The 24,530-nt window shown below is 71.8% G+C and carries 23 protein-coding genes and 1 pseudogene; 7 read left to right on the forward strand and 17 right to left on the reverse strand.

Annotation, left to right across the window (positions count from 1 at the left end; genetic code table 11):
- Positions 1-147 precede the first annotated feature (147 nt).
- Positions 148-756: a DUF998 domain-containing protein gene (locus ACZ31C_RS18450; RefSeq protein ID WP_465796316.1), complete on the forward strand. Its 609-nt coding sequence runs from the start codon at positions 148-150 to the stop codon at positions 754-756.
- Between the two features lie 216 nt (positions 757-972).
- Here ACZ31C_RS18450 and ACZ31C_RS18455 read toward each other — a convergent pair whose 3' ends face one another.
- Genes ACZ31C_RS18455 through ACZ31C_RS18470 form a run of 4 tightly spaced genes read right to left on the reverse strand, consistent with a single transcriptional unit; the run spans position 973 to position 5,279 of the window.
- On the reverse strand, positions 973-2,121 hold the full coding sequence (locus tag ACZ31C_RS18455; RefSeq protein ID WP_465796317.1) for a serine hydrolase domain-containing protein: 1,149 nt from the start codon (positions 2,119-2,121) through the stop codon (positions 973-975).
- A gap of 4 nt (positions 2,122-2,125) precedes the next feature.
- Positions 2,126-2,953: a carbohydrate ABC transporter permease gene (locus ACZ31C_RS18460; RefSeq protein ID WP_396746850.1), complete on the reverse strand. Its 828-nt coding sequence runs from the start codon at positions 2,951-2,953 to the stop codon at positions 2,126-2,128.
- Positions 2,950-3,921 carry a carbohydrate ABC transporter permease gene (locus tag ACZ31C_RS18465; RefSeq protein ID WP_465796318.1) on the reverse strand — a complete coding sequence of 324 codons (972 nt, stop codon included), beginning with the start codon at positions 3,919-3,921 and terminating at the stop codon, positions 2,950-2,952. Before ACZ31C_RS18465 ends, ACZ31C_RS18460 begins: the two co-directional genes overlap by 4 nt.
- Complete coding sequence (locus ACZ31C_RS18470; RefSeq protein WP_449947103.1) at positions 3,918-5,279, reverse strand: ABC transporter substrate-binding protein; 1,362 nt, start codon at positions 5,277-5,279, stop codon at positions 3,918-3,920. Before ACZ31C_RS18470 ends, ACZ31C_RS18465 begins: the two co-directional genes overlap by 4 nt.
- Positions 5,280-5,650: 371 nt before the next feature.
- On the opposite strand from ACZ31C_RS18470, the gene ACZ31C_RS18475 reads away from it, so the two are divergent.
- The 3 genes and pseudogenes from ACZ31C_RS18475 to ACZ31C_RS18485 all read left to right on the forward strand — a co-directional run bounded on the left by ACZ31C_RS18475 (position 5,651) and on the right by ACZ31C_RS18485 (position 8,685).
- Positions 5,651-6,736: a LacI family DNA-binding transcriptional regulator gene (locus ACZ31C_RS18475; protein WP_449947101.1), complete on the forward strand. Its 1,086-nt coding sequence runs from the start codon at positions 5,651-5,653 to the stop codon at positions 6,734-6,736.
- A gap of 13 nt (positions 6,737-6,749) precedes the next feature.
- A pseudogene (locus ACZ31C_RS18480) lies at positions 6,750-7,706 on the forward strand (glycoside hydrolase family 68 protein); the annotation flags it as partial.
- 64 nt (positions 7,707-7,770) lie between these two features.
- Positions 7,771-8,685, forward strand: a complete 915-nt coding sequence (locus tag ACZ31C_RS18485) for a carbohydrate kinase family protein (protein ID WP_465796539.1) — start codon at positions 7,771-7,773, stop codon at positions 8,683-8,685.
- Between the two features lie 27 nt (positions 8,686-8,712).
- On the opposite strand, the gene ACZ31C_RS18490 is transcribed toward ACZ31C_RS18485, so the two are convergent.
- The 3 genes from ACZ31C_RS18490 to ACZ31C_RS18500 all read right to left on the reverse strand — a co-directional run bounded on the left by ACZ31C_RS18490 (position 8,713) and on the right by ACZ31C_RS18500 (position 11,296).
- Positions 8,713-9,678: an AraC-like ligand-binding domain-containing protein gene (locus tag ACZ31C_RS18490; RefSeq protein WP_465796319.1), complete on the reverse strand. Its 966-nt coding sequence runs from the start codon at positions 9,676-9,678 to the stop codon at positions 8,713-8,715.
- A 179-nt stretch (positions 9,679-9,857) separates the two neighbouring features.
- Positions 9,858-10,397, reverse strand: coding sequence for a flavin reductase family protein (locus ACZ31C_RS18495; protein ID WP_350696888.1), 540 nt, complete (start codon positions 10,395-10,397; stop codon positions 9,858-9,860).
- Positions 10,394-11,296 carry a DUF1684 domain-containing protein gene (locus tag ACZ31C_RS18500; RefSeq protein ID WP_465796320.1) on the reverse strand — a complete coding sequence of 301 codons (903 nt, stop codon included), beginning with the start codon at positions 11,294-11,296 and terminating at the stop codon, positions 10,394-10,396. Before ACZ31C_RS18500 ends, ACZ31C_RS18495 begins: the two co-directional genes overlap by 4 nt.
- 348 nt (positions 11,297-11,644) lie before the next feature.
- Between ACZ31C_RS18500 and ACZ31C_RS18505 the strand changes: the two genes are divergently transcribed.
- Genes ACZ31C_RS18505 through ACZ31C_RS18515 form a run of 3 tightly spaced genes read left to right on the forward strand, consistent with a single transcriptional unit; the run spans position 11,645 to position 14,300 of the window.
- Entirely contained in the window at positions 11,645-12,469 is an 825-nt protein-coding gene (locus tag ACZ31C_RS18505) for an ABC transporter ATP-binding protein (RefSeq protein WP_465796321.1), read from the forward strand.
- Positions 12,466-13,458, forward strand: a complete 993-nt coding sequence (locus ACZ31C_RS18510; RefSeq protein ID WP_465796322.1) for an aliphatic sulfonate ABC transporter substrate-binding protein — start codon at positions 12,466-12,468, stop codon at positions 13,456-13,458. Before ACZ31C_RS18505 ends, ACZ31C_RS18510 begins: the two co-directional genes overlap by 4 nt.
- Entirely contained in the window at positions 13,455-14,300 is an 846-nt protein-coding gene (locus tag ACZ31C_RS18515; RefSeq protein ID WP_465796323.1) for an ABC transporter permease, read from the forward strand. Before ACZ31C_RS18510 ends, ACZ31C_RS18515 begins: the two co-directional genes overlap by 4 nt.
- 40 nt (positions 14,301-14,340) lie before the next feature.
- Here ACZ31C_RS18515 and ACZ31C_RS18520 read toward each other — a convergent pair whose 3' ends face one another.
- The 10 genes from ACZ31C_RS18520 to ACZ31C_RS18565 all read right to left on the reverse strand — a co-directional run bounded on the left by ACZ31C_RS18520 (position 14,341) and on the right by ACZ31C_RS18565 (position 24,514).
- A complete protein-coding gene (locus ACZ31C_RS18520; RefSeq protein ID WP_465796324.1) occupies positions 14,341-15,612 on the reverse strand; it encodes an acyl-CoA dehydrogenase family protein in 1,272 nt (423 codons plus the stop codon).
- Positions 15,613-15,910: 298 nt separating this feature from the next.
- Positions 15,911-16,921 (reverse strand): sulfate/molybdate ABC transporter ATP-binding protein, encoded by a 1,011-nt coding sequence (locus ACZ31C_RS18525; RefSeq protein ID WP_465796325.1) that lies wholly within the window; start codon positions 16,919-16,921, stop codon positions 15,911-15,913.
- Positions 16,918-17,754 carry a sulfate ABC transporter permease gene (locus tag ACZ31C_RS18530; protein ID WP_465796326.1) on the reverse strand — a complete coding sequence of 279 codons (837 nt, stop codon included), beginning with the start codon at positions 17,752-17,754 and terminating at the stop codon, positions 16,918-16,920. The genes ACZ31C_RS18525 and ACZ31C_RS18530 overlap by 4 nt, the downstream gene beginning before the upstream one ends.
- The gene (cysT, locus tag ACZ31C_RS18535; protein ID WP_131052162.1) at positions 17,747-18,595 is read right to left on the reverse strand and encodes a sulfate ABC transporter permease subunit CysT; all 849 of its coding nucleotides are present in this window, start codon (positions 18,593-18,595) and stop codon (positions 17,747-17,749) included. Before cysT ends, ACZ31C_RS18530 begins: the two co-directional genes overlap by 8 nt.
- Positions 18,592-19,614: a sulfate ABC transporter substrate-binding protein gene (locus tag ACZ31C_RS18540; protein ID WP_131052161.1), complete on the reverse strand. Its 1,023-nt coding sequence runs from the start codon at positions 19,612-19,614 to the stop codon at positions 18,592-18,594. The genes cysT and ACZ31C_RS18540 overlap by 4 nt, the downstream gene beginning before the upstream one ends.
- A 290-nt stretch (positions 19,615-19,904) precedes the next feature.
- Positions 19,905-20,351 (reverse strand): RrF2 family transcriptional regulator, encoded by a 447-nt coding sequence (locus ACZ31C_RS18545; protein ID WP_465796327.1) that lies wholly within the window; start codon positions 20,349-20,351, stop codon positions 19,905-19,907.
- A gap of 90 nt (positions 20,352-20,441) precedes the next feature.
- On the reverse strand, positions 20,442-21,476 hold the full coding sequence (locus ACZ31C_RS18550) for an ABC transporter ATP-binding protein (protein ID WP_465796328.1): 1,035 nt from the start codon (positions 21,474-21,476) through the stop codon (positions 20,442-20,444).
- Positions 21,473-22,486, reverse strand: a complete 1,014-nt coding sequence (locus ACZ31C_RS18555) for an ABC transporter ATP-binding protein (protein WP_465796329.1) — start codon at positions 22,484-22,486, stop codon at positions 21,473-21,475. Before ACZ31C_RS18555 ends, ACZ31C_RS18550 begins: the two co-directional genes overlap by 4 nt.
- 157 nt (positions 22,487-22,643) lie before the next feature.
- A complete protein-coding gene (locus tag ACZ31C_RS18560; protein ID WP_465796330.1) occupies positions 22,644-23,573 on the reverse strand; it encodes an ABC transporter permease in 930 nt (309 codons plus the stop codon).
- A complete protein-coding gene (locus tag ACZ31C_RS18565; protein ID WP_465796331.1) occupies positions 23,570-24,514 on the reverse strand; it encodes an ABC transporter permease in 945 nt (314 codons plus the stop codon). Before ACZ31C_RS18565 ends, ACZ31C_RS18560 begins: the two co-directional genes overlap by 4 nt.
- Positions 24,515-24,530 lie beyond the last annotated feature (16 nt).

The following is a 24,530-nucleotide window of genomic DNA, read 5'->3' on the forward strand; positions in this document are numbered from 1 at the left end:
CATGGCGTTGTGGCTGCCGAATTACACCGACAGACGGCTTTTGTGCCCGCCACGACTCCATGATCGACGGAACCAACGCCGAGGAACGGCGCGGCCTGGTACGTGCCGGTGGCGTGGGAGCAGCGGGACGGCACGTACGGTGCGGGGATGCGAGTCGTACCGGGATGGGCGCTGGTCTCCGCCGTGGCGGCGCCGATCCTCCTGATCGGTGGGTGGACGCTGGGCGCGGCCCGCCAACCGGGCGGGTTCGACCAGGTCACCGGCACGATCAGCGCACTCGCCGCCGTCGGCGCGACCGACCGGTGGATCATGACGGTCGCGCTGGCCGGTCTCGGGCTGTGCCACTGTGTCACCGCCGCCGGGCTGCGTCCCCTCGCGCCCGCCGGGCGGGCCCTGCTCGCACTCGGCGGGGTGGCGACGCTGGCGGTGGCGGTGTTCCCGCTACCGGACGACGGCAGCGGGTCGGTGCCCCATACGCTCGCCGCCGCCGTGGCCTTCGGCGCGCTGGCGCTATGGCCGGCCCTAGCACGGGCAGCAGGCCGACGGACGCCGTGGGTGGGGCTGGCGGTCGGGTTGCTGCTGCTGGTGGCCTGGTTCGTGGCCGAGATGGCGGCCGGTGGTGGGCGGGTCGGGCTGGCCGAGCGGGTGGCGGCCGGCGCGGAGGCGTTCGCACCCCTGCTGGTGGCCGCCGCACTGCGGCGGACGGGCCGGAGTCGTCGGTCAGTTGGGACGGGCCGCACTGCGCCGGACCGGTGACGGCGGGGTCGACGCCACGGCTCGTCGGCCGTGACGTCGCCCCGGTCCGCCGAGGGCCTGTGTCGACGTCCCTGGCCGGCCTGCGGCGGGCCCAAGCGACGACCGGCCGCGTTGGAAATTGGTCCGGATACAACACCGGTATCCGGACCAATTCCCGCCTTGCCGGACCGCCGCCTGGACTCTGCCTCGGCTCGACCGAGGACTTCGACACAGGCCCTATTCGCTGAGGCAGGACAGCAGGGCGGCGGTGAGCAGGTTTGCCCGCTCGTCGATGGTGCCGCCCATCTGGTTGACCACGTAACCGAAGCCGACCCGGTGGTGGTCGTCGCCGAAGGCGAGGTGTCCGCCCGCGCCGTCGTGTCCGAAGCTGCGCTCGCCGAGCATCGGGCGCGGTGTCGAGTGGACGAGGAAGCCGGTGCCCCAGCGGTGTCCGACGTCGGGGAGTCCGTACACCTGTTGGCCGGCGACGCGGACGGTGACGGCGTCGTCGACGGACGCGGTGGTGAGCAGCGGTCCGCCGCCGACGTCGGAGACGCAGGCGGCGTAGAGGCGGGCCAGTGACTCGGCGGTGCTGATCCCGCCCGCACCGGGGACCTGGGCGGCCTGGATGGCCGGGTCGTTGAAGCTGACCAGGCCGTCGGCGTCGGCGGGGAAGGCGAACGCGCCGCCCATGGTGATCCCGCGTTCGGCGACCGGGTCGCCGGGTGGGAAGGGCTCACCCAGCGGCGCCAGCATCCAGGCGACCGCGTCGCGCTCGGCGGGCGGCAGGCCGACCCAGGTACGCAGACCGAGCGGTTCGGCGAGGGTCCGGGCGAGGTAGCTGCCGGGCATCTCCCCGGTGATCCGGCGGATCACCTCGCCGATCAGCCAGCCGTAGGTGATCGGGTGGTAGCTGTGGGCGGTGCCCGGTTGCCACAGCGGGGCCTGCTCCTCGATCGCCTCGATCACCGGGTCCCAGGCGAGCACCTCGGCGCGGGTGAAGGAGCGGTCCAGCGTGGGCAGTCCGGACTGGTGGGTGAGCAGCCAGCGCACCGGGATCTCGGCCTTGCCGTGCCGACCGAAGTCGGGCCAGTACCGGGTGACCGGGGCCTCCAGGTCGAGCCGGCCCTGCTGGACCAGCAGATAGGCGCAGATCGCCATGATCCCCTTGGTCACCGAGAAGACGACGGCTGGGGTGTCGGCGGTCCAGGGTCGACCGGAGCGCGGGTCGGCCAGCCCGCCGTACAGGTCCACGACCTTGTTGCCCCGCAGGTAGACGGCGACTGCGGCGCCGACCTCCCCGCGGTGGACGAAGTTGTCCCGGAACACGTCGGCGACGGGCCCGAAGCCCTCGTCGGCGTGGCCGTGGATCGGGGTGTCGTTCAACCCGTCATCCCTTCACGGAGCCCTGCAGGAGGGCCTTGATGAACTGGCGCTGGAAGATCAGGAACACGATGAGCGTCGGAGTGAGGATGAGCAACGATCCGGCGCAGAGCAAGACCAGATCGGTTCCCCACTGTCCCTGGAACGCGCCGAGGGCACCGGCCATGGTCCGTTTGGTGGCGTCGTCGACCATCACGATGGCGAGCAGGAACTGGTTCCAGGTCCAGAGGAACAGCAGGATGGTCAGCGAGGCGATGGCCGGGCGGGCCAGCGGCACGTGCACCCGCCAGAACAACTGCCAGGTGTTGCTGCCGTCGACCCGCGCCGCCTCGGACAACTCACGCGGCACGTTGGTGAAGTGGGCCCGCATCCAGAAGACCGCGAACGGCATGTAGAGGCCGATCAGCGGCAGGATGATGGCCCACCGGGTGTTGAGCAGGCCGAGGTCCCGCATCTGGTAGTACAGCGGGGTCACCACCGCCTCGAAGGGCAGGGTGAGGCCGAGCAGCAGCAGCCCGAAGGCGATGTGGCCGCCGGCGACCCGCAGGTGCCCGAGGCCGAACCCGGCCATGGTCGCGATGATCACCCCGAACGGCACCACCCCGGCCACGATCAGCATGCTGGACCCCAGCAGGGCACCCATGTTCGCGGCGGTGAAGGCGTCGACGAAGTTGCCCCACTGTGGATCGGAGGGCCAGGCCAGACCGGTGGGTACGGTGCCGCGTGGTTGCAGGGCCGCCGAGAGCATGCTCAGGAACGGCAGCAGGGTGACCACGACCAGGGCGATCAGGAAGACCCGTCCGGTCAGCCGCTCACTGCGGGTGGTCATGTTCATGGCTTCTCCCCCCGGGTCAGCCGCTGGATGGGCAGCACGCAGATCAGCACCAGCAGCATCAGCACCACGCCCAGGGCCGAGGCGAGCCCGACCTGACGCTGGGAGAAGGCCAGGCGATAGATCTCCAGGCCCGGCACGGTGGTCTGGATGCCCGGGCCGCCGCTGGTCGAGATGTAGACGATGTCGAAGCTGGCCAGCGCCGCGATGATGGTCACGGTGAGGCAGACGCCGATCTCCTGGCGCAGGCTGGGCAGGGTCACCGCGAAGAACTCGCGGATCGGGCCGGCACCGTCCATCCGGGCCGCCTCGTACAGCGACGGGTCGATCTTGCTCATGCCGGTGACCAGCAGGATCGTGCAGAGTCCGAGCATGATCCAGGTGCCGATCACGCCCACCGACGGCAGCGCGGTGCTGAACTCGCCGAGCCAGGCCCGGGTGATGCCGTCCAGCCCGACGGCTCGCAGGGCCTGGTTGACCAGACCGTTGCTGGACAGCACCCAGCTCCACGCGATGCCGGCCGCCACCAGCGGGATCACCTGCGGCAGGAAGAGCACGGTCCGGACCAGCGTGCCGCCGGGGCCGGTGGTGATGCGCCGGACCAGGCTGGCCACCACCAGGCCGAGGACGACCGGGATGAAGCTGAAGAAGATGATCAGGACGAAGGCGTTGCCGATGATCTTCAGCAGGTCGCGGTCGGTGAAGACGGTGACATAGTTGTCCAGCCCGACCCAGGTGGCCGCCCCGATGCCGTTCCAGCGGTAGAGCGAGTACTGCACGGTCATCACGAGCGGGCGCAGGACGAAGAAGCCGTACATGGCCAGGGCGGGTAGGACCCAGAGCCAGCCGCTCCACCGCACCACGCGGCCCCACCGCTTCCGGTGGGGCCGCATGGCGGGACGGGGGTCCGCCCCGCCGGGTCGGGCAGTGGTGCCCGACCCGGCGGAAACGCTGCCGAGGGCAGACGTCATCGGGACAGTTCCTTCTCGTACTCGGCCTGGACCGCCTTGACGTAGCCCTCCGGGTTCTGCTGGCCGGCGATCAGCTTCTGCATCTCCGGGGTGATAGCGGCGGCGAAGATGCCACCGGTGGCGTTGGCGGTGAAGTCCACCGCGCCGTTGTCGGCGCCGAGCTGCTGGGACGCCTTCAGCGTCTCGGCCAGTACGGTGCCCTCGGTCACCGGCGGCAGCGCCAGCTCGGCCGGGCCACCCGGGTGCGAACCGCCGACGTTGACCGAGATCTCGCGGGCCTTGTCGTTGGTGTGTACCCAGTTGAGGAAGAAGGCGGCGGCGTCGGCGTTCTTGGCCCGGGCACCGACACCGAAGGTGTTCGGCGCGGACATCGCCACGTTCTTGGCCTCGGCGGTCTCACCGGGGAAAAGGAAGAACCCGACGTCGCCGGCCATGTTCTTGTCCAGGTTCGCCGACTCCCAGTCGCCGTTGAACATGAACAGGCCGTTGCCCTTCTGGAACTCACCCATCATCGCGGTGTAGTCGATGGCGTTGGCGTCCTTCGGGAAGTAGCCGGCCTTGGCCCACTTCTCGATGGTCTGGGCAGCCTTCAGCGACGCGGGGGTGTCGAAGGTGGCACCCGGCTTCTGGAAGATCCAGTCCGCGATCGGGGCCGGGTCGCCGAACTGGTTCTGCAGCGCCTGGTACGGGAAGTTGATGCCGGCGGTGTTCTTGTTGAACTGCATGATCGGCTGGAGGTCGGCGGACTTGGCCTTGGCCAGCAGGTCCTCGAACTCGGCGATGGTGGTCGGCGGCTGGGTCATGCCCACCTGCTCGGCCTGCTTCTTGTTGTAGAAGACGCCGGTCACGCTGTAGCCGAGGCCCATGCCGTACAGCGAGCCGCTGCCGCGCTCCGCGCCGCCCTCGGTCAGCCGGAGCTGGACGAGCTGGGAGGCGGGGAACTTGTCCCAGCCGTGCGCGTCGAAGTACGGGTCGAGGTTCTTCAGCAGGCCGTCCTTGACCAGGTCGACCATGGTGGGCAGCCGGATGATGTCCGGCGCGTTGTCCGAGGCGAGCACCCGGGGCGCGTTCTCCACGATGACCGTGAACTGGTCCTCGCGGATGTTGAACGTGACGTTCGGGTGCTGCTTGGTGAACTCGTCGGCGAGCGCCTTGGCCAGCGGGAAGCCGGTCTCCGCGTACATCTCCAGGGTGATCGGGTCGGTTCCGAGCTCGGTGCTGACCGGGGCGCCGGAGTCCTCCGGCGCGTTCGGTTCCGAACCCGGCGCGCTACAGGCGGTGGCCGTCAGACCGACGGCGAGTAGTGGCACCATCAGTGCCAGCCGGCGACGGGTGAATCTGGTGGACAACTCCCGCACGTCAATGGCTCCCTTGACTCATCCGCACGTCCTCGCGGGTCGGCGACCAACGAGTACGCTCGCCACCACGGTCGGTGACGCCACGCCTGCGCGTCGCGCACCGCACCTCGGCTCGCGGTATCCGGTATGACCTCGGAGGTCGCTGTCGACAGCGACCTCCGCAGTGGCGAAACAACGTCGCTAAACTGATTTAGCAGAGCATGCGCGCGGCACCCCGGCCTGTCAAGGACGAGTTGGCAACGGTCCGGAAACAAGCGGTTCACCAGGGGCCTTCGCCGACATCCGACCCGCCACCGGTGAGCCGGAACGCGACTCGACCCAGCATGATGGGCAACGGCGGCGTCGTACGGACGACCGCGAACGGAGGACTCATGGGCCGCAACAGGGCAACACTGGCCGATGTCGCCCGACGGGCAGGGCTGTCCAAGACCGCAGCCTCGATGGTGCTCAACGGGCGCGAGGGCACCCGGCTCTCCGCGGAGGCACACCAGCGCGTCTTCGCGGCGGCGGAGGAACTCGGCTACCGCCCCAACGTGGCCGCTCGCAGTCTGCGTACCCGCAAGACGGCGACCATCGCCTTCGTCTCGGACATCGTCGCCACCACGCGCTTCGCCGGTGGCCTGATCCGGGGCGCGCTGGACGCCGCCCGCGAGCGCGACCACGTCCTGCTGATCACCGAGACCCAGGGCGACGCGGCGTTCGAGCAGTACGCCATCGAGGCGATCCTCGACCGTCAGGTGGACGGCGTGATCTATGCGGCGATGGCCACCCGCCGGCTGACCGTGCCGAAGGCGATCCTGAACGGCCCGGTGGTGCTGCTCAACGCCACCAGCTCGGAGGAGCTGCCCAGCGTCCTGCCCGACGACGAGCTGGCCGGCGCCACGATCGCCGAGACGCTGCTCGCCCGGGGGCATCGGGACCGGATCGCCCTGATCGGCCGCAACCGACCCAAGGAACGCGACCCGGAGATCTCGCTCGCCGCCGAGGCGCGACTGCGCGGCATCCGGGGCACTCTCGCCGCCGCCGGTGTCGCGCTGTTCGCCGAGGGCTTCTGCACCGAGTGGCTTCCGGAGCACGGCTACACCGCGACGCAGGCCCTGCTCGGCCGCCCGGACCGACCGAGCGCGATCATCTGCATGAACGACCGGCTGGCCTTCGGCGCGTACCAGGCGCTCGGGGAGGCCGGCCTGACGATCCCCGACGACATCTCGGTGATCTCCTTCGACGACGACCCGATCGCCTCCTGGCTGCGCCCGGGGCTGTCCACGGCCGCCATCCCCCACGAGCAGATGGGCCGCCGGGCAGTGGAGCTGCTGCTGGACAAGGACGACTCCGGCCCGGCCCTGGTCCCGATGCCGCTGCGCCGCCGCCGGTCGGTCGCGGCTCCGGCCGCGCGGACGCCGCTGCCGCGCACCGAGAGCGACGCCACCCCGAGGTCGCGGGCTAAACCGATTTAGTGATACCTTCCCCGCCATGCTTCGTCTGCCCGACCACTGGGTGTGGGACAGCTGGTACGCCAAGGACGACGACGGCCGGTGGCACGCGTTCTTCCTGCGCGCCTCCCGGGCCCTCCTCGACCCGGACCGTCGCCACCGCCGCGCCACGATCGGCCACGCCGTCTCCACCGACCTGCGCGAGTGGCGGCTGCTCCCGGACGCGCTGGTGCCCGCCGACTCACCGGGCTGGGACGACCTGGCCACCTGGACCGGCAGCACCCTACGCGGGCCGGACGGACGGTGGTATCTCTTCTACACCGGCGTCGGCCGCGCCGAGGACGGTCTGGTCCAGCGCATCGGCCTGGCCGTCTCCGACGACATGGTCACCTGGCACCGGCACGGCGACGCACCGCTGATCGAGGCCGACCCGACCTGGTACGAGTTGCTCGACCTGGACGCATGGTACGAGCAGGCTTGGCGCGACCCGTGGGTCTTCGCCGACCCGGACGGCGACGGCTGGCACATGCTGATCACCGCGCGTGGCAACCAGGGACCGGCCGCCGAACGCGGCGTCGTCGGTCACGCGACCTCGCCCGACCTGCTGAACTGGACGGTGCAACCGCCGCTGTCCGCGCCGGCCGGATTCGGTCACCTCGAAGTGCCGCAGGTCGCCGTGGTGGACGGGCAGCCGTTGCTGCTGTTCTGCACCAACCCCTCGACCGCGCCCGGTGAGTCCCGGGAGCGGCTCTGGCTGGCCACCGCGCCCACCGTACGCGGACCGTGGGACATCGCCGCCGCCCGACCGATCGCGCAGCCGCACCTGTACGCGCCCCGGCTGGTGTCGACCGAGGACGGTTGGGCACTGCTCGGTTTCGTCGAGCACGGCGACGGGACGTTCGTCGGCGAGATCAGCGACCCGGTGCCGGTGCGCTACGAACCCGACGCCGGTCTGGTGGCACGCGAACCGTTGCCGGCCACCGGCGGTGCCTGAGGTGGAGGTCGCCGACGACGCGCAGCCGCCGCCCGCCGGACCCGCGTCGTCCGCCAAACCGGCGGTGACCGTGATCGGTGAGGCCGTCGTCGACCTGGTGCAGCAGCCGGACGGCCGGTACGCCGCCCACCCCGGCGGCAGTCCGCTCAACGTGGCCGTGGGGCTGGCCCGGCTGGGCGTACCGACCGTGTTGCTCGCCCGCTTCTCCACCAACCGCTTCGGTCGACGGCTACGCGCGCACGCCGAGTCCAACGGCGTCGACCTGCGGCACGCCGTCGACGCCGACGAGCCGGCCACCCTGGGGATCGCCACGCTGACCGGGACCGGCGTGGCCACGTACGACTTCTATGTCGACGGCACCGCCGACTGGCAGTGGCGCACCGACGAACTGGCCCCGGCGCTCACCGGGCGGGGCATCGTGCACACCGGCTCGCTGGCCGCCTTCCTGCACCCGGGCGCCGACCGGTTGACCGACGCCCTGCGGGGCGCACGCGAGCGGGGCGCGCTCGTCAGCGTCGACCCGAACATCCGGCCCGGTCTGATCGGCAGCCCGGACGCGGCCCGGGTCCGCGTCGACGAGCTGGCCCGGATCGCGCACGTGCTCAAGGCCAGTGAGGAGGACGTCGCCTGGCTCTATCCGGGCCGGTCGACCGAGGACGTCCTGCGGCACTGGCGCGATCTCGGCGTGACGCTCGCCGTGGTCACCCTCGGTGCCGGAGGCGCGGCCGCCGCCTCCGCAACGAGCGGATTCCGGCAGCCGGCGCCGGTTGTCGCGGTGGCCGACACGATCGGCGCCGGTGACGCCTTCACCGCCGGACTGCTCGCCGCCCTGTCCGCCGCCGCGCCCGCCTGGTCCGACGACGACGTCCGGGCCGCGCTGCGGTGCGGCGTCGAGGTGGCCGCCGTGACCTGCACCCGAGCCGGTGCCGACCCGCCGTACCGGCACGAACTGGCGAGCCGGTTCCCGGCGGAGTCCTGACCCGGACGGCTGCCCGCAGGCGGTGTCTCAGCGCGGCAGGTCGGCGTGCATCCGCCGCCACTGCCCCGGGGTGAGGCCGTAGGCCGCGCGAAAACGCCGGGCGAAGTGGGTCGGATCGCTGAACCCCCACCGGCGCGCCACCACCGCGATGGTCAGGTTGCGGCTCTGCGGCCGTAGCAACTCCTCACCGGCGCCCTTCAACCGCTCCCCGATGATCCACTGCTCCAGGCTGAAGTCGGCCTGGGCGCAGACTTTGTACAGGTGGCGCAGGGAGACGTTGTGGGCCATGGCGATGGTCGCCGGCCGCAGGTCGGGATCGGCCAGGTGCTGCCGGACGTACGCCCGGACGAGGGTCAGCAGCGTTCCGACCCCGTCGACGTGGGCGTGCCGCGCGCTGGCGTACGCCGCCGAGGTGAGCAGGGCTCGGGCCAGCTCCACACTGGCCGCGCCCAGCACCGGTGCCGCCGGGTCGGCGCCGAGCCGGTCCGCTCGCCCCACCACGTCGACGACGTGCCGGGTGACCAGCGGATAGAGCGGACTGGCCGGCAGGTTGCCCAGGGCCCGCCGGATCACGTCCACCGGCAACGCGAGCCGGTCGATGGGGATGTGGAGGCACCCGGCGGCACCGTCGCCGGACCAGGAGAAGTCGTACGGGGCGGAGAGGTCCATCCCCATCAGCCCGCCCGGGGGGACCAACGCCCGGTGTCCTCCCTGTTCCTGCCGCCCGTCGGCACGCTCCTGCACGGAGAGCGCCACCACCGGCGTCACGTCCTGCCGGGTCTGCCGGGCGGTGCGCAGCAGCCGGATGCCGGACGCCTCGGTGGTGAAGACCGAGACCTCCCCGAGATCCCAGACGGCCATCCGGGCGTACACGTCTCCGCTCGGGTCCTCGTGAATCACGTGGCACGGCGCGGAGGCGTACGCCATCGTGGCGTGCACCGCCTCGACCCGGTCGACGACCGGTAGCTGCGCGGTGTCCAGGACGACGGCCATGAACTCACCTCGTCGGCTCGACCGGACCGGCTGCCGCGGCGTCGCGGTGGGCGGGCGTCGATGCCCGCACGGGGCCCGGCGCCGGCACACCGGGCGGTCAAGGATCCCATGCCGGCGTTACGAAGGAGAGAATCCCTGACGCTCTCGGGCGGTGCGGGCGCGGGGTGCGGCGTCGGTGGTCAGGCGGCGACCGGCCCGACCCAGCCGTCGGCACCGGGCACCAGGCCGGTGTAGCGGCCCCGGTGGTAGAGCAGCGGCGAACCGGCCGCCGGGCTGTGCACGAGTTCCGGTTCGGCCAGCACGATGGCGTGGCTACCGACCGTCACCCGGTCGATCACCCGGCACAGCAGCCAGGCGAGGGTGTCGTCGAGGAGGGGTACGCCCTCGGGACCGACCCGCCACCGGGTCGGCTCGGCGAACCGGTCGATGCCGCTGGTGGCGAAGGTGCGGGCGAGGTCCTGCTGGTGGTGGGCGAGCAGGTGGACACCGACGTGCCGGGCGGCGGCGACCGTGGGCCAACTGGACGAACCGAGGTTGAGGCAGAACGACACGACCGGCGGCGACAACGACACCGACGTGAAGGACGTGGCGGTGAACCCGACCGCCGGTGTCCCCGGCGCGGTCACCACGGTGACCGTGCTGGCCTGGTGCCGCAGCAGGGTCCGGATCTCGTCGGCCTCGGCGTCGAGGGGTGGCTGGTCGTCGGTGGGCGGTGTCACGGGTTCCTCCCGGGGATGGTGCGCTGCGGCTGGGGCACGTCGTCCTCCTGCCGCTCGTACGGGATCTTCTCGCCGGCCTCGACGGCGATCGGCAGTCGGTTCTCCGACGGCGGCAGAGGGCAGGTCGCGAAGTCGGTGTACGCGCAGGGCAGGTTCGTGGCGCGGTTGAAGTCCACGGTGACCCGACCCTGCTCGTCGGGCGGGTCGACGGTCAGGGCCCGGTTGGCGGCGTACGTGGTCACGCCGGAGGTCTCGTCGGTGAACAGCACCGACAGGCTTCCCGGCGACCAGCCGTTGAAGGCGGTCAGACGCAACGGCACACCGTCCACGGCGAACTCGATCGTGCCGGGAGAGTCGTACACGTGCTGGAGTCCTTCGACGGCGGCGCCGACGGTGGTCGGTCGGGGGCTGTCGAAGGGGACGAACCGTCCGGGCCGGACCCAGCGGGTCGACGGCGGGTACGCCGGGGTGCCGCGGAAGGCGGTCCGCAGCGGATGGTCGGGGCGGCGTGGACGCAGGATGTCGTACCCGCCCCGTCGGGCGATCTCCAGCACGCCGCCGTCGAGCCCGACGGTGACGCCGCCGCGCTCCGGGATCGGGCCGAACTCGTGCCGGCCGGTCACCGGCCGTCCGTCGACGAGGAGCGCCTCACCGTCGGAGAGTTCGACCACCACGCCGTCCGCGCCGGTGTGCCACCGCCCGGGCAGGTCGGCGACGCGCTCGGGGCGGTCGGTGAGCCAGTACAGCCCGGTCACGGCGAGGAAGCCGTGCGGGTCGGCCAGGTTCTCCTCGTGGCGGCGGTGCCACTCCTGCCATTCGAGGGTGAAGGCGTCGACGTGCGCCTCGGCGGCCTCGGGCGCGTCCGATGTCGCCGCCGAAAGCGGGTGGGGCCGGGTCATGTCGGGTTCCCTCCGTCGAGAATGGATCCGGCCGACGCCGGCCCGACCGCCTCGGGCGACCGGGTGCGCGGAAGGTGCCAGGTCGCCGGGCGACGCTGCCCGATCGACGCCAGGACGGTAGCGCGGGGTGTCCACACCGTCACCCTGCCAGGGACCGCGTTCACAGGCCACTCCCCCTCCGTCGATCCTCCGTCGGGAGCCACCCCGGAGACCGGGCGAAGGCCCCGGTGGACGGTGCCCACCCCGCGCTCCGGATCGCCCCTCCCGGCCGCACGAGATATACCCTACTCATCCGGTTGGTTATATGGGTATTGTGAGCCGACCCACCGGACGAGGCAAGGAGGTGGCATGCCGACGAGTGCCGCGCGACTCGCGCCGGGGCTGCACACGGAACCCGCGCCGGTCTCGATACGCCAGGTCGGACGCGCCTTCGTCGGTCGTCGCGGCACCCACCACGTGCTGGACGACGTCACCCTGCGGATCGAGGCCGGTGAGGTGGTCGCGCTGCTCGGCGCCTCCGGATGCGGCAAGTCGACGTTGCTGCGCCTCGTCGGCGGGCTGGACCGACCGAGCGCCGGTGAGATCACCGTGGACGGTCGACCGGTACGCGGGGTGGCGGCGCGTACCGCGATGGTCTTCCAGGACCCCCGCCTGCTGCCGTGGCGGACCCTGGCCGGCAACGTGGCCTTCGGTCTCGCGCCCCGCCACGACCGGACGACCGCCCGCGCCGACATCCGGGCCTGGTTGGAGGTGGTCGGGCTGGGCGCCTTCGCCGAGCATCGCCCCCGGCAGGTCTCCGGCGGGATGGCCCAGCGCACCGCGCTCGCCCGTGCGCTCGCCCGGCGACCCGGTGTCCTGCTGCTGGACGAGCCGTTCGCCGCCCTGGACGCGCTGACCCGGTTGCGCATGCAGGACCTGGTCGACCAGGTCCAGCGCGCCGCCGGCAGCACGGTGTTGCTGGTCACCCACGACGTCGACGAGGCGCTGCGGCTGGCCGACCGGATCGTCGTCCTCGGCCCTGCCGGTCCGGCCGGGCGGGGCTCCACCATCCAGCACGTCACCGCCGTACCGGGGGCGCGACCCCGGGACCTCGGCTCGCCGGCCTCGGCCACCCTGCGCACCGAACTACTCGACCGTCTCGGTGTCTCACCCGAAGGAAGCAGGAGTTCATGAGAAAGACAGTCGCCGTCGTGCTGGCCGCCGCCCTGCTGCTCACCGGCTGTGTCGCCGGGGAGGACAGCGGCGGCTCGGCAGCCGGCGGCACCACCGGATTGCGTCTGGACTACGCGTACTGGAACCCGGCGAGCCTGGTGCTGCGCGAGCAGCGCTGGCTGGAGGAGGAATTGGCCGACGAGGGGGTGTCGGTGAGCTGGTTGCAGTCGGCCGGCAGCAACAAGGCCAACGAGAACCTGCGGGCCGGCGCGCTCGACATCGGCTCGACCGCTGGTGTCGCCGCCCTGGTGGCCCGGGCCAACGGTTCGCCGATCAAGACCGTCGGCGTGTTCAGCCAGCCGGAGTGGGCCGCGGTCGTGGTCGCCAAGGACTCCCCGCTCACCTCGGTCGCACAGCTCAGGGGACGCAAGGTCGCCGCGACGAAGGGCACCGACCCGTACTTCTTCCTGTTGCAGGCGCTCGACGAGGCCGGGCTGGCGCCGGGCGACGTCACCGTGGTCAACCTCCAGCATGCCGACGGCAAGACCGCGCTGGAGCGCGGCGACGTGGACGCCTGGGCCGGCCTCGACCCGCACATGGCCCAGACCCAGGTGGACGCCGGCTCCACCCTGCTCTACCGCAACGTCGCCTTCAACACCTACGGCGTGCTCAACGCCCGCGAGGAGTTCGTCTCCACCCACCCCGAGCTGGTGCAGCGGGTGGTGAACGCCTACGAGCGGGCCCGCCAGTGGATCGTCGCGAACCCGGACCAGGCGGTGGAACTGCTGGCCCGCGAGTCGAAGGTCTCCCCCGCCGTGGCCCGGGTGGTGCTCGCCGAACGCACCCGGTTCGACGTCGACCCGGTGCCCGGCCCGGCGCAACGACAGGTCTTCGAGCGGGTGCTGCCCATCCTGGTCGCCGACGGCAACGTCCGCACCGACACCGAGGTCCGCGCCGCGCTGGACAGCATCTTCGAGCCCCGCTTCGCCCAGGCGCGGGCGCAGCCGTGAGCGCGGGCAGCCCGGTGGCGGTGCAGCCGCCACCGGCCCGCCCGGCCGCACCGCCGGTCCCGGCCACCGCTGGAACCGGTCGGGCCTGGACCTCCCGGGTGGGGTACGCCGTCGCCGGCCTGCTGCTCCCGATGGCACTGCTCGTCGGCTGGCACCTGCTGGCCACCTCCGGCGGTTACTCGCGCGCGCAACTGCCGCCCCCGTACGACGTGCTGCTGGCGCTGCGGGAACTCTTCGCCCGAGGTGAGCTGTGGCAGCACCTGGCGATCAGCGTGCAGCGGGTCCTGCTCGGGTTCACCGCCGGATCCGTCGCCGGACTGGTGCTGGGCGCCCTGGTGGGGCTCTCCCGGGCGGTCCGCTCGCTGGTCGGCCCGACCATCCAGGCGGTCCGCGCCATCCCGTCGCTGGCCTGGGTGCCGCTGCTGCTGCTCTGGTTCGGCATCGGCGAGACTCCGAAGATCACCCTGGTCGCGATCGGGGCGTTCTTCCCGGTCTTCACCACCGTGGCCGCTGCGCTCCGGCACGTCGACCCGCACCTGGTCGAGTTGGGCCGGGCGTACGGCCGCTCCGGCGTACGGCTGCTCGGCACGGTGCTGCTGCCCGCCGCCACGCCGCCGGTGCTGGCCGGGCTGCGCCTGGCCATGGCGCAGTCCTGGCTCTTCCTGGTCGCGGCCGAGTTGATCGCCTCGTCGATGGGGTTGGGTTTCCTGCTCATCGACAGCCAGAACACCGGCCGCACCGACGTGATCCTGCTCGCGATCGTGCTGCTGGCGGTGTTGGGCAAGCTCGCCGACACCCTGCTCGGGCTGTTGGAACGGCGCGTCCTCGCGGTCTGGACGTGACCGGGTGACCCGTCGGCCCGCCAACGACGCGCCGGGCCGGTCAGAGCTGACCGTGACGCGGCGGCGGGGTGCCGTCGAGCAGCCAGCGACCGATGTGCTGGACCTTCCACCGGCTGGGATCGTGCAGCGTGTGGGTACGCGCGTCGCGCCAGTACCGGGAGAGGTTCAGCGCGTCGGCGGCGGAGCGGGTGCCGCCGAGGTCGAACAGCGCCGAGGAGACCTCCACCGAGGCGCGGGCGCCGGCCACCTTCGCCACCGCCGTCGCCACCGAGGCGCGAGCCGCGCTGTCGTCGGTCAGGTCCACCTCGGCCGCGTCGATCGCGGTCGCCGCCTCGCGCAGCAGCGACTCCGCGCCGCGTACCAGGATCTCCAGTTCACCGGCCTGCTGGATGAGCAGCGGCTCGTCGGCGGCCCGCTCGACACCGGACTCGAACCACGGCCGGGCCCGGGCCACCTGCGCCACCGCGGCGTCCAGCGCGCCCCGGGCGATCCCGGTGTCCAGCGCGGCGTGCAGCACCTGGGCCCGCGCTCCGTAGGTGGTCGCCGCACCGAAGATCGACGTGTACGGCACCACCTGCGTCTCGTCCACCGCCACCTGCTCCAGCAGCACCGTCCCGCTGGCCGTGGTGCGCTGCCCCATCCCGTCCCAGTCGTCGCGCACCGTCACCCCCGGGGTGTCCCGGGGCAGGTAGGCCAACACCTTCACGGGTGGGCCGCCGCTCGCAGCCGGGCCGCCGAACGCAGCGGGGCCGTCGGACGCAGCGGGGCCGTCGGACGCAGCGGGGCCGTCGGGCTCGGCCGGGTCGGCCAGTACGGCACGGACCACCAGCCAGTCGGCGAACAGCGCACCGGTGCAGTAGAACTTCTCGCCGTCCAGCACGTACCCGCCGTCGGTCCGGCGGCGCAGCGTGGTGGCGTCGTCGGCGACGGTCCGTCCACCGCGCTCGGACTGGGCGTTGGCGAACCGCTGCCCGGCCAGCGCGGCGGCGAAGTAGCGCCGTTGCTGCTCCTCGGTGCCCTGCAGGCGCAGCGCCTGGAGGAAGACGACGTGGCTGTGCGGGATCTGGGCGAGGCTGGCATCGGCCGCCGCCAGCGTCCGGAACACCTCGGTCAGCGTGGCGACCGAGACCTCGGCACCCCCGAACTCGGCGGGCACCGTGATGCCCAGCAGACCGGAGGCGGACAGCTCGGCCACCTCGGGCTCGGGCAGTCGACGCTCCCGGTCTCGGACGCCGGCCTCGTCGGCGAGGGCGGCCGCCAGTTTCCGGGCGACCTCGACGGCCTCCTCGTCCGTCCGGATCACACGCGTCATCCCGCCGACCACCTTCCCACCGAAGACCGCGAATCCTATCGGTTGAATAGGGTTAGTCTCACCCCCGGCGGCACCCAGCGTCAATTCCGCCGCACCACCGGACCACGCTGCCGTTCCGACGCGATCTCACCGCCGGCCCGGCCGGCGCTCGATCCTGGATCGAGTGGTCTCGTGGTCGCGAGAATGCCACTCGATCCGGGATCGAGCACGATCTTGCGGTGGGCGTGATCTTCAGGGGCGTGATCGGGCGGTTGGCGTGGTCGGGCGGTGGTGCGCGTCGGGGTCGACGAGGCGCTCGCTAGTGCGACGGCGCGAGGGTCGGTTCCTCCGCGCGCTGGACGGGCGCGGTGACAGTGGTGGTGGGGCTGCCCGGGGTGATGCGGATCCGCACCGGCGAGTCGACCTGGATCCCGAGCGCGTGGAACTCGTTGCGGGTGAGGGTCACGATCACCGGCTGGCCGCCGGAGGTGGTCACCTCGACCCGGATCTCGAAGCCGATCCGGGTGACCCGGGTGACCCGGCCGACCACGCCGGCGCTGTCCGCGCCGTCGGCGGAGAGCTGGAGGTCGTGCGGGCGCACCAATTCGTCGCCGAGCTGGGTGACCGGGCCGAGGAAACGCATCACGAACTCGTTGGCCGGGCGGTCGTACAGGTCGTCGGGCGAGCCGATCTGCTCCACCCGGCCCTCGTTGATCACCACGATCTCGTCGGCGACCTCCAGGGCCTCCTCCTGGTCGTGGGTGACGAAGACGGTGGTGACGTGCACCTCGTCGTGCAGCCGGCGCAGCCAGTCGCGCAGTTCCTTGCGGACCTTGGCGTCCAGCGCGCCGAACGGCTCGTCGAGCAGCAGCACCGTGGGCTCGACGGCCAGCGCGCGGGCCAGTGCCATCCGCTGGCGCTGGCCGCCGGAGAGCTGCGACGGCAACCGCTCGGCGAACTGTCCCAGGTGGACGAGGGACAGCAACTCGTCGACCCGGCGGGTGATCTCGTCCTTGGCGCGCTTGCGGATCTCCAGCCCGAAGGCCACGTTGCGCCGGACCGTCAGGTGCTTGAACGCCGCGTAGTGCTGGAACACGAAACCGACGTTGCGCTTCTGCGGCGGCAGGTGGGTGGCGTCCACACCGTCGATCTCGACCCGCCCGGTGTCGGCGCGTTCCAGCCCCGCGACGATCCGCAGCAGCGTGGACTTTCCGCCGCCGGAGGGGCCGAGCAGCGCCGTGAGCCGACCGGCGGGGATGCTGACCGACACGTCGTCGAGCGCGACGAAGTCTCCGAAACGCTTGCCGACCTGGGAAATCTCGATGCTCAACGGTCTTCCTTCGGCCTAAGGACGGATACGACGATGATGCAGGCCACGGCGACGAGGGCGAGGAGGAAGGCGGTGGCGTACGAGCCGCCCTTGTCGAAGTTCAGGTACTTCTCCTCGACCACGAGGGTGGCCGTCCGGGTCGCGCCGAGCACGTTGCCGGAGACGATCTTGACAGCGCCGAACTCGCCGAGCGAGCGGGCCAGGCTGAGCACGACGCCGTAGATCACGCCCCACTTGATCGACGGCAGCGTGATCCGGCGGAACGTCTGCACGGCGTTCGCGCCGAGACTGCGGGCGGCCTGTTCCTGCTCGTCGCCGACCTCCTGGAGGACCGGGACGACCTCCCGGATGACCAGCGGGAGCGCCACGAACACGGTGGCCATCACCATGCCCGGCACCGCGAAGATGATCTGGAATCCGGCCGCTTCGAGCGTCGGGCCGAACCAGCCCTCCCGGCCGCCGTAGACCAGGATCAGCGCGAGTCCGACGACGATCGGTGACACCGACAACGGCATGTCGAGCAGGGCGTTCAGCGTCCGCTTGCCGGGGAAGTCGTAGCGGACCAGCAGCAGCGAGATGCCAACGCCGAAGATGGTGTTGATGACCACCGCGACCACCGCGACGAGCACGGTGAGTTGCAGGGCGTGGGTCACGTCGGGGTCGGTCAGGATGTCGTTGAGGTTGACGAAGCCGTCCGCGAACGCGTTGCGTCCGACCAGGTACAACGGCCAGGCCACCAGGAAGAAGAGGTACGTCGTCACGACGAACCGCAGGACGTACCGGCCGGGACGGCGGCCGACCTGGGTCCGCGCGACGGTGGAACGTTCAGCCACGGCGCATCACCCTCCGCTGAATGACGTCGAGTACGACGATGACGGCCAACGAGACGGCCAGCAGCACCACGGCGACCGCTGCCGCGCTGTCGGGGTTGTCGTTCTCGATGCTGCTGAGGATGCGGACCGAGGCCACCTCGGTACGCATCGGCAGGTTGCCGGAGAGCAGGACCAGCGAGCCGTACTCGCCGACCGCGCGGGCGAACGACAGGGTGGCGCCCGCCGCGATGGCCGGCGTGAGACTGGGCAGGATGATCCGCCGGAAGGTGGTGAACCGGCTCGCGCCCAGCGACGCCGCCGCCTCCTCCGCGTCCGGGTCCAGTTCGGAGAGCACCGGTTGCACGGTGCGCACGATGAACGGCAGCGTGACGAAGAGGAAGGCGAGGAAGACCGCGATCCGGGTGTTGGCGATGTTGACGCCGAGCGGGCTGTCCGGCCCGTACAGCGACAGCAGCACCAGGCCCGCGACGATCGTCGGCAGGGCGAACGGGACGTCGATGAGGATCTCCAGCGCCCGCTTGCCGAAGAACCGGTCCCGCACCAGCACCCAGGCGATCAGCGTGCCCATCACGACGTTGACCAGCGTGACCAGCAGCGCGGTGCCGATGGTCAACCGGAGGGTGGCGGCGGTCTGCTCGTTGGTCACCGTCCGCCAGAACCCGCCCCAGCCGCCCTCGCTGGCGGTGACCACGACGGCGGCGAGCGGGATGAGGACCAGCAGGCTGAACCACACCATCGCCACGCCGAGCCCGAGACCGGAGACCCAGGTGAGCGGGAGGCCGGCCCGGGCCGACCGGCGGTTGCCCGCCGGCCGGTCCGGAACCAGGGTCGCCGAGGTCACTTGGCCTTCCCGGAGGCCGCGATGATCTTGGTCACGATGCCGTCACTCTCGTCGAAGAACTTCTCCGACAGCGCCGACCAGCTCTCGAAGTCCTTCTCCACGGTCAGCAGCTTCTGCGGGGCCGGGAACGGGTTGTTCGGGTCGATCGCGCCCTCGACGCCGCTGGTGTCGACGCCGTCGATGATCGGCCGGAAGCCGGTCAGCGCGAACTGCCGCTGCCCCTGCGGGCCGAGCACGAAGTCCAGCCACTCCTTCGCCTTCGGGTCGGCATCCTTGAGGATCGCACCCGGGTTCTCGATCAGCATGGTGGTCTCCGGCAGGACCCAGTCCAGCTTCTCGCCGTTCTGCCGGGCGAGGATCGTCTCGTTCTCGTACGCGAGCAGCACGTCACCGGTGCCGCCGAGGAACGTGGTGGTGGCGTCCCGTCCGCTGTTCGGCAGTGACACGACGTTGCCGAAGAGCTTGGTCACGTACTCCTGCGCCTGGGCGTCGGTGCCGCCGTTCGCGGCGATGTGGCCCCAGGCGGCCAGGGCGTTCCACCGGGCCGCACCCGAGGACGCCGGGTTCGGGGTGACGATGCCGATGCCGGGCTTGATCAGGTCGTCCCAGCCCTGGATGTTCTTCGGGTTGCCCTCGCGGACCGCGAGCACCACCACCGACGACGAGACGATGCCCTTGGTCGGGCCGTCGTCCCAGGTCTCCTCGACCAGCCCGGCGTCGACCAGACGGGTCACGTCGCTGCTCACCGAGAAGTGCACGTAGTCGGTCTTCAGGCCGGCCACCACGGCACGGCTCTGGTCGCCGGAGGCGCCGTACGAGGTCCGGAACCGGACCCCCTCGCCCGCCTCGGTCTTGTTCCACTCGGCGGCGATGGCCTTGTTGGCCGCCTCGGGTACCGCGAAGCCGACGATGCTCAACGTGGCGGAGCTGCCGCCGGCCGCGTCACCGCCGCCGCAGCCCGACAGCGCCACGCCGGTGACCATGGCGAGAGCGATGGCCGCTCTGATCCGGTGCCTCATCGGAACCCGTCCTCCTCCAGTGCGTGACCGCACTATATAAATCCGACCGATTAGATAGGGAATATGCCCGTTTTGGGCTGCCGTGTACCGAATGCAGTGGTGGACGCGGTCACGAACTGGGCGCCGATGCCCGACCGGCACGACGCCGATCTCCCCGTCGCGCCCGACTCCACATCGGACGCGGCAGATCTGATCGTCCGCGCCGACCGCGCACCGAATATCCCACTAACTCGACAGGTTTTCAAGCCTTGCCGAACGGGGCTGCCCGACCGGCTCGCCGCGCCGATCCGTCACGCCACCCGGGGCGGCCGATCAACGACTTTCCGCCCCCGCCCATCTGCGGGCGCGAGCAGATCGGCCAGAGTGGCGTGGTCGACCACGTCCTCGATCGCCCGGTGCACCGACAGCCACACCTCCCCCAGCCCGACGGCCACGCCGTGATAGGTGGCCACGTCGGCGGGCGCGCCACGAACCGTCGTCAACGCCCCGCCGGTGGCGCGCAGCACGTCTCCCACGGTGATCCCGTCCGGCGCGCGGGTCAACGCGTAGCCGCCGTCCGCGCCGCGCAGACTGTGCAGCAGGCCGGCCCGGCGCAGGTCCAGCAGGATGCCCTGGAGGAACGAGTACGGGATGTCCTGGCTCGCGGCCAGCACCGCCGCCTTCACCACCGCTGGGTGGTGCTGCGCCACCGCCAGCATCGCCCGTACGGCGTAGTCCGATCGCGCTGAGACGTACACGTCACCCCACCCGCACCCTACATAATCCATCAAACATATAGGAATGGTGGACAGTTAGGCGCGGCCCGTCAAGGTGTCGGGCCGGGTGGACTACTCGCCGCGCATCGCCCGTACCGCCTCCCCGGCGAACAGGCAGGCGGCCCGGTGCCCCGGGGCGACCTCGACCAGCGGCGGATCGGTCCCGGCGCACTCCGGCCGGGCCTGCGGGCACCGGGTCCGGAAGCGGCAGCCCTCCGGCGGGTCCACCGGGCTCGGGATGTCGCCGCCGAGGATGACCCGCCGACGGTCCCGCTCGACCTGCGGATCCGCCACCGGGATTGCCGACAGCAGCGCCGCAGTGTACGGATGCGCCGGCTGCTGCCAGATCCGGGCCGGCGTGCCGGACTCCACGATCCGACCCAGGTACATCACCGCCATCCGATCGCTCATGTGCTCCACGGCGGCCAGGTCGTGCGCGATGAACAGGTAGGTCAGCCCCAGGTCCCGTTGCAGTCCCCGCAGCAGGTTCATGATCTGGGCCTGCACGCTGAGGTCCAGCGAGGCGATCGGCTCGTCCAACACGATCAGGTCGGGCTCGCCGGCCAGCGCGCGGGCGATCCCGACCCGCTGCCGCTGACCGCCGGAGAGCTCGTGCGGATGCCGGTCGGCGACGTCCCGGCGCAACCCGACCATGTCGAGCAGCTCCTCGACCCGCTGCCGCCGGGCCGCACCGCGATCGGTGAGCCGGTGCACCACCAGCGGTTCGGCGATGCTCGCGCCCACCGTCCGGCGAGGGTCGAGCGACGCCTGCGGATCCTGGAAGACCATGGCCACCCGGCGACGCAGCGCGCGCAACCGCCGCCGCGACCAGTGGGTCACGTCCTGCCCGGCCACCCGCACCGTGCCCGAGGTCGGATCGACCAGCCGCAGCAACGCCAACCCGGTGGTCGACTTGCCGCTGCCCGACTCGCCCACCAGACCCAGCGTCTCACCCCGGCGTACCCGCAGCGACACCCCGTCCACCGCGCGGACCACACCCGCCGGGGTCGGGAACCACACCGTCAGGTCGTCGAGTGCGGCGACCACGTCGGCCGGCTCGCCGGGACGGTGACCGGTCAGGTGCGGCTCGGTCCGCTCGGCCGTCATCGGGCCTCCCCGTCGTGCCGCTGCGGATAGAACGTGCGGACCTCGTGCCCGGCCGACACCGGCCCCAGCGGCGGCGACTCGTGCTCACAGCGGGCGTCACCCCGCACCGGGCAGCGGGGCCAGAAGGCACACCCGGGCGGCAGGTCCAGCGGGCTCGGCGGGGCACCCCGAATGGTGACCAGCTCGCCGCCGCCCGCCGCCGGGTCCGGCCGCGCCGCCAGCAGCGCGCTGGTGTACGGGTGCGCCGGCCGGCCGAAGACCGCGTCGACCGACCCCTGCTCGACGATGCGACCGGCGTACATGACCGCCACCCGGTCCGCGATGCCGGCGACCACGCCCAGGTCATGGGTGATCCAGACGACCGCCGTGCCGAGTCGCCGCCGCAGATCCGCCACCAGCTCGACGATCTGGGCCTGCGTGGTGACGTCCAGCGCGGTGGTCGGCTCGTCGGCGATCAGCAGGTCCGGCTCGCAGGACAACGCCATCGCGATCACCACCCGCTGCCGCATACCGCCGGAGAACTGATGCGGGTACGCGTCCACCCGCCGCGCCGCCGACGGGATCCCGACCAGGTCGAGCAGCTCGATGGCGCGGGTCCGGGCCGCCCGCCGACTCAGGCCGAGGTGCTCCTCGCTCGCCTCGGCGACCTGCCGGCCCACGGTCAACACCGGGTTGAGCGAGGTCATCGGATCCTGGAACACGAAACCCACGTGCCGCCCACGCATCCGTCGGCGCTCCGCCTCCCGCAACCCGGTGAGTTCCGTACCCAGCAGGTGCACCCGCCCGGTCACCCGGGCCGAGCGCGGCGCGAGCCCGGTCGCCGCCAACACGCTCATGCTCTTGCCGGAGCCCGACTCGCCGACCAGGGCCAGCGTCTCCCCCGCCCGGACCGACCAGTCCACCCCGACGACCGCCCGCGCCGGCCCCCGCCGGGTCCCGATGGTCACGGCGAGGTCCTCGATCCGCAACACCTCGCCCCGCTCGCCCACGCCGGCACTTCGCTCGCTCATGCCGGCACTCCGCTGCGCTCCGCGCCGCCATGAGGCACCACCGCACCGCATTGATGATTCGCTCGCTGACGCTCGCTCATGCCGGCACTCCGCTGCGCTCCGCGCCGCCATGAGGCACCACCGCGCTGAACCTGATGATTCGCTCGCTGACGCTCGCTCATGACGTGCTCCTTCGGGCCTCGGCGACGGTGAGCTGGCGGGGGTCGAGCACGTCCCGAAGCGCGTCGCCGACCAGGTTGAACGCCAGGACGGTGAGGAAGATGGCGGCCCCCGGGAAGACGCCCAGCCACCACGCGTCGGTGACGAACTCCCGGCCGTCGTCGAGCATCCGGCCCCAGGCCGGTTCCGGTGGCTGCACGCCGAGACCGAGGAAGGAGAGTGCCGCCTCGGAGAGGATCGCGAAGGCCAGCGACAGCGAGGTCTGCACGATCAGCGGCGCCGCGATGTTCGGCAGCACGTGCTGACCCATGATGCGCAGGTCCGACGCGCCGATGGAGACCGCCGCCCGGACGAAGACCTGTTCCCGCACCGACAGCACCCCGGCTCGGGTGACCCGGGCGAAGATCGGCGTGTAGACCACCCCGATCGCGATCATCGCGGTGAGCAGCCCGGGGCCGAGCACGGCCACGATCGCCACCGCGAGCAGCAGCACCGGGAACGCGAACAGCACGTCCATGCAGCGCATCAGGATGTTGTCCAGCCAGCCGCCGTAGTAGCCGGCGAGCAGCCCGAGGGTCACCCCGACGGCCAGGGCGATGCCGACGCTGACCAACCCGACCTGGAGCGAGACCCGGGCCGCGATCATGACCCGGCTGAGCACGTCGCGGCCCAGCTCGTCGGTGCCGAACGGGTGCGACCAGCTCGGCGGCTGGAGCATCCGGTCGGTGTCCACGTCGTTGACGCCCGACGGCGCCAGCCAGGGACCGGCCACCCCCACCACGAGCAGCAGCACGAGCACCGCGCTGCCGCTCAGGGCCAGCGGATCGCGCCACAGCGCCGACAGCGCGCGGCGTACCTGCCCGTCGCCGCCGCCCCGCGGGCGGACGCCGGCCCAGGGCGGGACGAGTCGTCCAAGCCGGCCGCTCATCGGACCCTGATCCTCGGGTCGAGGCGGGCGTAGAGGACGTCCACCAACAGGTTGACCAGCAGGAACAGGGCAGCGACCAGCAGCACCACGCCTTGCAGCACCGGGTAGTCCCGGGCCCGGACCGCGTCGAAGGTGAGCCGGCCGATGCCGGGCCAGGCGAACAGCACCTCGATCACGATCACGCCGCCGAGCAGGCTGGCCAGTTGCACCGCCACCACGGTCACCACCGGTATGAGCGCGTTGCGCAGGACGTGCCGCAGCACCACCACCCGCGCGCGTAGTCCCTTCGCCTCGGCGGTGCGGACGTAGTCCTCGGAGAGCACCTCCAGCATCGAGGAACGGATGAAGCGGGTCAGGATCGAGGCGGTGACCAGGCCGATCGTGGCGGCCGGCAGAGCCACGTGCGAGGCCCATCGGGCCGGGTCCTCGGTCAGCGCGACGTACCCCGACGGCGGGAGCCACCCGAGCACCCCGGCGAAGAGCAGGATGCCCATGATGCCCATCCAGAAGTCGGGCACCGAGACCCCGAACTGGCTGAACACGCGTACCGCGTGGTCGACCAGCGAGCCGCTGCGGATGGCCGAGACGATCCCGAGCGGGAACGCCACGAGCACCGCGAACAGCACCGCGGTGAGCGCCAGCGACAGTGTCGCCGGCAGCCGTTCCAGCAGGATCGCGGTGACCGGCCGACCGCTGCGGAAACTGACGCCGAGGTCGCCGGTCAGCGCCCGGAAGAGATAGTCGAAGTACTGCGGGACCAGCGGCTGGTCCAGCCCGGACCGGGCCCGCAGCGCCTCGTACGTCTCCTGGTCGAACCGGGTGCCGAGGGCGACGCGTACCGGGTCACCCGGCACCAGTTGGATCAGCAGGAACACCACCAGGGTCACGCCGATCAGCACGACACCGGACTGCACCAGCCGGCGGATCACGAAGCGGGCCACCTGCGGTCCCCGCCCC

The sequence above is a fragment of the Micromonospora sp. NPDC023869 genome, assembly GCF_055559695.1.